Annotated in this window: 8 protein-coding genes and 1 riboswitch; all 8 genes read left to right on the top strand. The window is 49.9% G+C overall.

Going from position 1 to position 8,654, the window contains the following annotated elements; all coding sequences use genetic code 11:
* The first annotated feature begins 18 nt into the window (after positions 1 to 18).
* Positions 19 to 1,341 carry an ABC transporter substrate-binding protein gene (locus C1I60_RS04930; RefSeq protein ID WP_137060742.1) on the top strand — a complete coding sequence of 441 codons (1,323 nt, stop codon included), beginning with the start codon at positions 19 to 21 and terminating at the stop codon, positions 1,339 to 1,341.
* Between the two features lie 67 nt (positions 1,342 to 1,408).
* Positions 1,409 to 2,293, top strand: coding sequence for a carbohydrate ABC transporter permease (locus tag C1I60_RS04925; RefSeq protein WP_137060741.1), 885 nt, complete (start codon positions 1,409 to 1,411; stop codon positions 2,291 to 2,293).
* A gap of 2 nt (positions 2,294 to 2,295) precedes the next feature.
* Positions 2,296 to 3,129, top strand: a complete 834-nt coding sequence (locus C1I60_RS04920; RefSeq protein WP_137060740.1) for a carbohydrate ABC transporter permease — start codon at positions 2,296 to 2,298, stop codon at positions 3,127 to 3,129.
* A 45-nt stretch (positions 3,130 to 3,174) separates the two neighbouring features.
* Entirely contained in the window at positions 3,175 to 4,224 is a 1,050-nt protein-coding gene (locus C1I60_RS04915) for a glycoside hydrolase family 130 protein (protein ID WP_137060739.1), read from the top strand.
* Between the two features lie 12 nt (positions 4,225 to 4,236).
* A complete protein-coding gene (locus C1I60_RS04910) occupies positions 4,237 to 5,196 on the top strand; it encodes an acetylxylan esterase (RefSeq protein WP_137060738.1) in 960 nt (319 codons plus the stop codon).
* Positions 5,197 to 5,252: 56 nt separating this feature from the next.
* Positions 5,253 to 5,352: riboswitch (purine riboswitch) on the top strand.
* A 68-nt stretch (positions 5,353 to 5,420) separates the two neighbouring features.
* The gene (locus C1I60_RS04905; protein WP_137060737.1) at positions 5,421 to 6,605 is read left to right on the top strand and encodes an MFS transporter; all 1,185 of its coding nucleotides are present in this window, start codon (positions 5,421 to 5,423) and stop codon (positions 6,603 to 6,605) included.
* An 80-nt stretch (positions 6,606 to 6,685) separates the two neighbouring features.
* A complete protein-coding gene (locus C1I60_RS24385) occupies positions 6,686 to 6,829 on the top strand; it encodes a hypothetical protein (RefSeq protein ID WP_170970742.1) in 144 nt (47 codons plus the stop codon).
* 106 nt (positions 6,830 to 6,935) lie between these two features.
* Positions 6,936 to 8,654 (top strand): ribosomal protection-like ABC-F family protein (gene abc-f / locus C1I60_RS04900; protein WP_252361566.1); only part of this gene is annotated, 1,719 nt, incomplete at its 3' end.

Raw genomic sequence — 8,654 nt, 5'->3', positions numbered from 1 at the left:
AGCAGGAGGGGTCGTTTTATGAAGTTGTCCAAGATTTTGGTGCCGTTACTATCGGTGCTATTGTTAGCGGGGTTGTTTGCAGGGTGTGCCCCAAAAGGATCAGATACGCCAGCAGCCAGCTCTGATCCGAAGGATGTGGAAGGTGAAATCACGGTCATTACACAACGGACGGACATTGTGGATACGGTGTTTCAGGACTGCGCCAAGGAATTTAACAAGCTTTATCCGAAGGTGAAGGTCAATTTTCAGGCATTAGCCGATTATGAGAGCCAAATTAAAATTCGGATGGGGACCAGGGATTACGGAGATGTCTTGCTTATTCCAACCAGTATCCCCATTGCAGAGCTTCCCGACTTTTTCGAGCCGCTGGGCACTTACGAGGAAATGAAAAGCAAGTATGCTGGTATTGAAGAACGTATGGTGGAGGGCAATGTCTATGGTATTCCGGTAGCGATGACGTACTCCGGTGTGATTTATAACAAAAATGTGTTCAAGGATGCGGGGATCACGAAACTTCCCAAAACCCCGGACCAATTTTTGAAAGCGCTACAGCAGATTAAGGACAAAACCAAGGCCGTGCCGCTGTTTACGAACTATGCCTCCGGGTGGGCACTGACCCAGTGGGAAGCTGATTTGGCTACAGTGGCGGGTACGAAGGAATATGTGAATGTCACACAGCCGAGTACAGACGACAATTTCACGAAGGGTCAGCCTCACTATGAGCTGTATAAGATCATGTACGATGCCGCTAAAAAGGGTCTGATCGAAAAAGACCCGACCACCACGGATTGGGAGACTTCCAAGGCGGATTTGTCTCAAGGCAAAATCGGTACGATGGTATTAGGCTCCTGGGCCATTGATCAGATCAAAAGCACAGCCACCAACAAGGATGATATCGGCTTTATGCCGTTTCCGACGAATGCCTCCAAGGTGCTTGTTCCGCTGGCAGGCGATTACAACCTCGGTATTAACGTAAACAGTGAAAACAAAGCGGCGGCTCGTGCCTGGGTGGACTGGTTTACTGACAAGTCCAATTATGCCGTAGAGCAGGCGGGCAGCATCAGTCCGCTACAGGGTTCGAAATTACCTGAGATTTTGAAGCAATACGGAGATCAGGGAGTCGTCTTTGAAACGCTAACTCCTTCGCCAAAAGGACAGGAAGGGATTGTTGATAAAATTGACAAAAAGGGAGAAATCGGTTTGTGGCAGCCGGACTTCAAGAAACGCATTATTGAGGCAGCAATCGGCAACCGCCCGGAATCGTATGACACCATTATGAAGGATCTGAACGACGCATGGGTGAAGGCGCGTGCTGAAGTGGCTGCGAAGGAAGCCAAATAGTCATTTGAACTGACGATAAGAGGGGATCGACGTAGTAGTCGATGGACGGATAGCCAGGAGGTGCAGCATGTTTAAATTTTCGAATCTCAGCTACTCCAAACAAAGATTGGCGATAATTGCAGCCTTTTCATTTATTCCGCTGGCGCTGCTGGTCACTTTTGCGTACTTGCCAGTGATCAACATGTTCAAATACAGCTTTTCGGACTGGAACGGCTATAGTAAGCGTCTGGAATATGTGGGCTTTGAAAACTATATCAAAATCTTTACCGCCCCCGAGTATTTCTCGGTGTTTAAGGTCAGTCTGTATTACTTTGTCGCTACATTTGTACAAATGGGATTGGCCCTTTATTTTGCAACCATTCTCAGCTTTCAAACTTGGTTTAAAAATGTGTTTAAGGGCATTTTATTTTTTCCTTCACTGATGAATGGGGTGGCCATTGGTTTTATTTTTCTGTTCTTCTTCAAGCCGGACGGCACGCTGGATACACTACTTCAGGCACTGGGACTGGGCTCGTATATCAAGCTGTGGCTGGGAAACCCGGAGATTATCAATATTTCACTGGCTGGCACGTCGATCTGGAGATACATGGGCTTTAACTTTATTGTGTTTCTCGGTGCGATTTCCTCCATATCAAGTGATCTGTATGAAGCGTCTGATATGGACGGGGCCAACCGCTGGCATCAGTTCCGGTACATTATTTTGCCGAGTATCAAGCGAATTTTGCAGCTGAATCTCATCCTGGCGATTAGCGGTGCGATCAGTGCATTCGATATTCCGTATATTATGACCGGCGGCTCCAACGGCAGTAAAACATTCGTCATCCAAACGATTGATGTGGCGTTCAAATATAGTAAGGTCGGTTTGGCCTCGGCGATGGCGGTTATTTTGTTGCTGATCGTGATTGTAGTTACGCTGCTGCAACGTTTGCTGATTCGGGGAGAGGAGGATTAACCGTGTATACGCTAAAAAGAACGCTGGCGAACGGCATCAAGTATGCCGCACTGTTGCTGGGTGCGTTCGTCGCTCTATTGCCGATTATCGTGATTTTATTCGCTTCCTTGAAGACAAAGGCTGAATATGCGGCTACCAGTCCTCTGACTCCTCCGGACAATTGGTTCAATTGGGCCAACTATGCCAAAGCCTTTGTGAACGGTAACATGCTGACCGGATTCGTGAACACAGCCTTTATTCTGATCATTTCGATCATCGGCGCGACGTTGACCGGCTCTATGATCGCGTATATACTGAACCGTTTTAAATTTAAGGGGAAAAGCCTTATGATGGGTGCGTTCCTGCTCGCAACCCTCATTCCGGGGGTAACGACACAGGTATCCACATTCCAGATTATCAACAAGCTGGAGCTGTTTAACACGCCTTGGGCAGCTATTTTGCTGTATTTGGGAACCGATATTATTGCGGTGTATATTTTTCTGCAATTTCTAGATTCCATCGCGGTGGCGCTGGATGAATCGGCCATGCTAGATGGGGCCTCCTATCTGACCATCTACTGGCGCATTATTTTGCCCCTGCTCAAGCCCGCCATTGTGACGGTCATTATTATCAAAGGGGTTAATATCTACAACGATTTTTACACCCCGTTTCTGTATATGCCCAAAACAAGCCTTCAGGTCATTTCGACGGCGTTGTTCAAGTTTAAAGGGCCGTATGGCTCGCAATGGGAAGTGATTAGCGCGGGTATAATCATTGCTATTATTCCAACGTTAATTGCATTTTTGGCATTACAAAAATATATCTATAACGGATTTGCACAGGGTTCAGTGAAATAGAAAAAACGATAAAATCAAGTGTCTCGGTGAGAGGAGAGCATATGTATGAGTAAATTAAACGTGGATTTGGATGTAGGTAGCGTACGAATTGTGGGAGACAGTCTGGCGAAAATGCCGTGGCAGGATAAGCCTGAAGGCAGTGAGGCTCCGGTATGGAGACATACGGAGAATCCGGTCATTGGACGGAATCCGGTGCCGGGCATTGCCCGTATTTTCAACAGCGCAGTGGCTCCGTATGAGGGGCGATTTGTGGGGGTGTTTCGGGCCGAAACGATTAATGGACGCCCGCATTTGCATCTGGGCTGGAGCGACGACGGGTTGGCTTGGGACATTGAAACGGAACGTTTGCATTTGGTAGATGAGGAAGGAAACGATTACCAGCCTAATTATGCTTACGATCCGCGTCTGGTTCGAGTGGAGGATACGTATTATATCATCTGGTGTACCGATTTTTACGGTGCGGCGTTGGGTATGGCGCAAACGAAGGATTTTAAAAGCTTTGTACGATTGGAAAATCCGTTCCTGCCGTTTAATCGAAACGGTGTGCTGCTCCCCCGCAAACTAAACGGAAACTATGTGTTGCTATCCCGTCCGAGCGACAGCGGTCATACGCCGTTTGGTGATATTTTTCTCAGTGAAAGTCCGGATCTGGTGTATTGGGGCAAGCATCGTCATGTGATGAGCAAGGGCGGACAGGGCTGGTGGCAATCGGTGAAGATTGGCGGCGGGCCAGCTCCGATTGAGACGACCGAGGGCTGGCTCATGTTCTACCACGGGGTGACGGGCACGTGTAATGGGCTGGTATACAGCATGGGAGTAGCCGTTCTTGACCTGGATGATCCATCTAAGGTTAAATATCGTTCCTCCAATTTCGTGCTGACCCCGGAGGAATGGTACGAGGAACGGGGCTTTGTGCCGAATGTGGTATTCCCGTGTGCTACGCTGCATGATGCGGACACCGGACGGATTGCGATTTATTATGGAGCCGCCGATACGTATGTAGGTGTTGCATACACGACAGTATCCGACATGATGAAGTATGTCATCGCAACGGATGAAGTGGTCGCAGACGACCATGAGTCGGGCCGGATGTAGGAGGGAACTCGAATGCCGGAGGATATGTCTTTACAGCAATTGCAGTCGTATACGGGCAGTAGCCCGAAGCCACCGGATTTTGACGCATACTGGCAACGGGCGTTACTGGAACTGGAGCGGCAGCCGCTGGATTACACACTGGAGCCAGCCGAATTTGTCTCACCGCTGGTGGAGTGCTTTCATCTGTATTTTACAGGGGTAGGCGGAGCGAAGGTTCATGGAAAGCTCGTCCGACCCAAGCATTTTACAGAAAAAGGTCCGGCTTTGGCGATGTTTCACGGATATTCCTGTGACAGTGGCGACTGGTTCGATAAAGTGAGCTATGCGGCACATGGATTTACCGTGCTGGCTCTGGATTGTCGGGGGCAAGGCGGGTTATCTGAGGACAACTTGCAGGTTCGGGGAACAACGATTCGCGGGCATATCATCCGGGGAATCGACGACCCGGACCCGGACCGATTGTATTACCGCAATGTATTTCTGGATACCGTGCAGACGGTTCGCATTCTGATGTCGATGGAGCAGGTAGACCCTGATCGAATCGGCGCATTCGGCTGCTCCCAAGGGGGAGCATTGACAGTTGCCTGTGCTGCATTGGAGCCACGTGTGCGTGTTGCGGTGCCGGTATATCCGTTCCTGTCGGACTATAAAAGAGCCTGGGCGCTGGATGCCACCACATCCGCATATGAGGAGCTGGTGTATTATTTTCGCTGGTTCGATCCGAACCATGTGCGCGAGGAGGAGCTGTTTCACCGATTAGGCTACATCGACATTCAACATTTGGCAGATCGTATTCGTGGTCGGGTGCTATTTGTGACGGGGCTGTCCGATACGATCTGCCCGCCTTCCACACAATATGCGGTGTACAATAGAATCGTATCGGACAAGGAAATTCTTCTTTATCACGAATACGGCCATGAATACTTACCATATCTGTCGGATCGCGCCATGAGCGAATTTTTACAGCTTTAGGGGGTTGAACTTCGGGTTAGGCTCCTTTATAGTAATGTCTATAACCTTCGTGATGCGTGATTAATGAATGTCCCATTTGTATAACCTCAATAATATGGTTTGAGGGTCTCTACCAGGAACCGATAAATCCTGATTACAAAAAATGTGCGTCTTGTACATTTCTTGTGGTCAGGATTTTTTTGCGTATATCGAGGGATTTACATGACAGCAAAGGAGCTTATGTAATGAACTTTAAAGTAGTTATCTTAACGATTGCGACCTTTACGGTAGGACTGGTGGAGTTAATTATCGGTGGCGTTCTGCCCCAAATTGCGCAGGATTTGAATGTCTCCGTAAGCACGGCGGGACAGCTTATTATGATCTATGCGCTCGTATACGCCATCGCCGGGCCGACTTTATTGGCGCTGACTGCCAGAATTGAACGAAAACGGCTGTACCTGTGGTCGATGTTTATTTTTATTCTGGGAAGCCTGTTGGCCTTCTGGAGTCCGAATTATGCGGTCTTATTTATATCTCGTATCGTTACCGCCGCAAGTGGATCATTGATTGTGACGTTATCGCTGACGATTGCCGTCAAAGTGGTGTCCAAGGCTTATCAGGCCCGGGTTCTCGGTGTGATCTCCATGGGGGTTAGCTCGTCCATCGTGCTTGGTATTCCAGCCGGGGTGCTGATTGGAAATGCGTTTGGTTGGCGGGTGCTGTTCCTCATTATCGCCGTGTTGACGGTAGTTGCTATGATCGTCATGAACCTGTTTATGGAGCGGATTCCGACGGAGCATGTCGTGCCGATGGGCGAGCAACTGAAATCCTTGAAAAATGTGAAGGTGATCAGTGCGCATCTGGTGACTACGCTAACGTTGGCGGGTCATTACACACTGTATGCATATTTCACTCCATTTATGGAGAATATGATGGGCTTGAATCCATCGTGGATTAGTGTCGCCTATTTTGTATTTGGGCTTTCGGCCGTTGGGGGCGGTTTTATTGGCGGCTCCTTGGCGGATCGTTTTGGCACAGCGAAAAGTATTTTGATCATTGTGGGCGTATTTATCGCCGTAATGTTCCTGCTGCCATTCTCGGTTCACTCGATGTATGTATTTGCGCCGTTGCTGATCATCTGGGGTATATTGAGCTGGGCCTTGTCCCCGCCGATGCAGAGCTATCTCATCGAAAATGCCCCCGAATCGGGTAGCATTCAGCAAAGCTTCAATTTCTCTGCTCTCCAGATCGGGATTGCCCTCGGCTCAGCCCTGGGAGGTGCGGTGATTGAGAATAGTGAATCGGTTGCCACGAATGCCTGGGTAGGCGGGGCTTTTGTGATGGTTGCTTTTGTATGCGGCGTATTTTCGATTACGAGAAGCGGGACATCGCAGGCCGCCAGAGGGCACGGGCACCAATCCATTTTATAGCTCGATACGGCATTCCCCTCTTTTATAAGGTGAGAAAATATGCTATACTACACGCAATTATGAAGAAGGAGGTGAGGTAGGTGAATCACGAGATGCTGAACAACCGTATTAGCCAGCTGCCGATTGCTATGGCTGGCATTATGCATACTTTTCCGTACAACGGGAGAAGTCTGTCCAATTTTAATCATACGGTTGTAAACATCGCGAGAAGACGCCTACCTTAACTCGAACGGATTGCTGTATCATCCAAAGAGTCGCGGGCTACTAGCTCCTGCGGCTCTTTTTGTGTTGCGCGGGTAAGGGTCTTCCTAAATAAAGGAGAGCCTGAACATGTATATCGTGAACGGTCAACAATTGAAAAAATACCACGGTGCCAATCTGATTCTGGACGGTGCATCGTTTGATATTCATACGGGGGAAAAGGTGGGACTCATCGGTCGCAACGGAAGCGGTAAAACCACCCTGTTACGCCTCATTGCGCGTTTGTCCCAACCGGATGAAGGACAGCTCGTCATCGCCAAGGATACGAAAATCGGCTATTTGCCGCAAATTCCGGCGGAGTTTGAACACTTGAGCGTGTACGAAACGCTGGCTTACGCCTATCGTGAGCTGAAGGATTGCCGCAATCAGATGAGCGAGCTGGAGCGTGAGATGTCCGATCCGGTTGTAGCTGTGGATGCGGATCGTTTGGAAAAGCTGCTGCAATCGTATGCCGCCTTGCAAGAACGGTTTGAGCGAAGCGGCGGCTATGAAATGGATGCGAATATCGATCAGGTAGCCGACGGGCTGCGCATTGCCAAAGCCATGTATACGCGCAGCTTCGGTTCCCTGTCTGGCGGGGAGAAAACGAAAATTGCACTCGCGTCCCAACTCATCGGACGACCGGATCTGTTGCTGCTGGATGAGCCGACCAACCATTTGGATTTAAAAGGTTTGGAATGGCTGGAGCAATTTTTGCAGAGCTATACGGGCGCGTGTGTGGTTGTATCCCATGATCGTTATTTTCTGGATCGCGTTGCCGTCAAGATGATTGAGCTGGAGGATGGCGAGGCGTTTACTTATTATGCAAACTACAGTGGCTACGTCAAGGAAAAGGAAGAACGACTGCTGCTGCAATTCGAGGACTACAAGGAACAACAAAAGCGGATCAAGAAGATGAAAGAGGCCATCCGGCGTTTTGAAGAGTGGGGACGTAATGGGGATAACGAAAAGTTTTTTAAAAAAGCGAACTCGATTCGTAAGGCGCTGGAGCGTATGGAGCTGGTGAAGCGGCCTGTGCTGGACCCTCAGGGTGCCGAGTTTCACTTAAAGCTGGACGATCGCTCGGGTCGCAGGGTGCTGCAATTTGAAGAAATCGCCAAAGCCTATGGAGAGCGCCAGATATTAAAAGGGGCTACAGGCAGTCTGGAGTTTGGTGAAAAGGTGGCGCTGCTGGGAGATAACGGTTCGGGAAAAACGACGCTGCTCAAGCTGCTGCTTGGTCAGGAGAGCGCGGATGCAGGCATGGTGCAATGGGGCGCACGCGTGGAGTATGGATATTTGGCCCAGCAGGAAAGAGAGCGGGATAGCCGTGCGACCGTGCTTGTGTACTTCAAGGAAGAAGCAGGTGTGGAGGAAGGCGAGGCGCGAGGGCTGCTGGCGAAGTATTTGTTCTACGGAGCAGATGTGTTTAAGCCCGTTAGTATGCTGTCCGGTGGAGAATGGTCCCGCTTGCGGCTGGCACTATTGGTCATGAAAAAGCCGAATTTGCTGGTGCTGGATGAGCCGACTAACCATTTGGACATCGACTCACGCGAGGCGCTGGAGGAAGCGCTGAACAGCTACACAGGAACCGTGCTGGCGATTTCGCACGACCGTTATTTTGTGAATAAGCTGGCCGGGCGCGTTTGGGAGCTGGAGGACGGAAAGCTGGCCTCTTATCTGGGCGGCTTCGATGAATACCGGGCGAAGAAGCGGGAGCTGGAACACGCCCGCTTCCTGAGCACAGGAGATGCCGGGGCGCGCACGGCATCTGGAAGCAGAGCCGCAGCAGGTGGCGGCTCGGGCTTG

The organism is Paenibacillus terrae (assembly GCF_005217525.1).
GTDB classification, from domain to species: Bacteria; Bacillota; Bacilli; order Paenibacillales; family Paenibacillaceae; genus Paenibacillus; species Paenibacillus terrae_C.
The sequence above is the reverse complement of the archived record's forward strand: the minus strand, read 5'-3'. Positions and strand labels throughout refer to the sequence as shown.